Annotated in this window: 1 protein-coding gene; it reads right to left on the bottom strand. The window is 40.8% G+C overall.

Annotated features, from left to right (window positions below):
- On the bottom strand, nt 1–304 hold a 304-nt coding region (locus HMPREF1024_RS29915; protein ID WP_009310194.1), incomplete at its 3' end, for a 6-phosphofructokinase.
- Nucleotides 305–584 lie beyond the last annotated feature (280 nt).

The following is a 584-nucleotide window of genomic DNA, read 5'->3' as shown; positions in this document are numbered from 1 at the left end:
GATCTGTCTCGACAAGGTCATTATCAATTGTTTTTGGAATTCCGATCACACGGATGTTGCTGCTGATTTTTTCGGCATAGCGGGAAAGCTTGCTGACAGTATCCATGGAATCATTGCCTCCGATGTAGAAGAAATATCCGATGTTGTATGCTTCGAAGCGTGCAAAAAGCTGTGGATAAACCGGATCGTTGAGATCTTCAGGAAGCTTGTATCGGCAGGAGCCAAGATATGAGCCGGGGGTGGTACGGATCAGTTCCAGTTCTTTTTGATTCTTCCAGTGGTGCCATGTCCATGACCTGATCATTTAAAAATCCTTCAATTCCATTTATCATCCCATAAACAGTGCCAATCTCGTCTTCGCGGTTTAATGCTTCGTATACAGTCCCGTAAAGGCTTGCGTTGATAACGGCAGTCGGTCCGCCAGATTGTCCTACAACTGCATTCTTTTTCATAGTGTTCCTCCAATTTATCTTTTATAAAAATAAGTGTTCTCCCTAATACTATAAAGGAAGGAGTGGTATTTTACAATAAAATGGTTGGAAAAATAATAAAAGTACAGTATAATTGCTATATTGAAGAAAAGG

Source organism: Klebsiella sp. 4_1_44FAA (assembly GCF_000238715.1).
Taxonomy (GTDB): Bacteria; Pseudomonadota; Gammaproteobacteria; order Enterobacterales; family Enterobacteriaceae; genus Klebsiella; species Klebsiella pneumoniae.
Note: the sequence above shows the minus strand (reverse complement) of the source record. Positions and strands in the feature narration are given on the sequence as shown.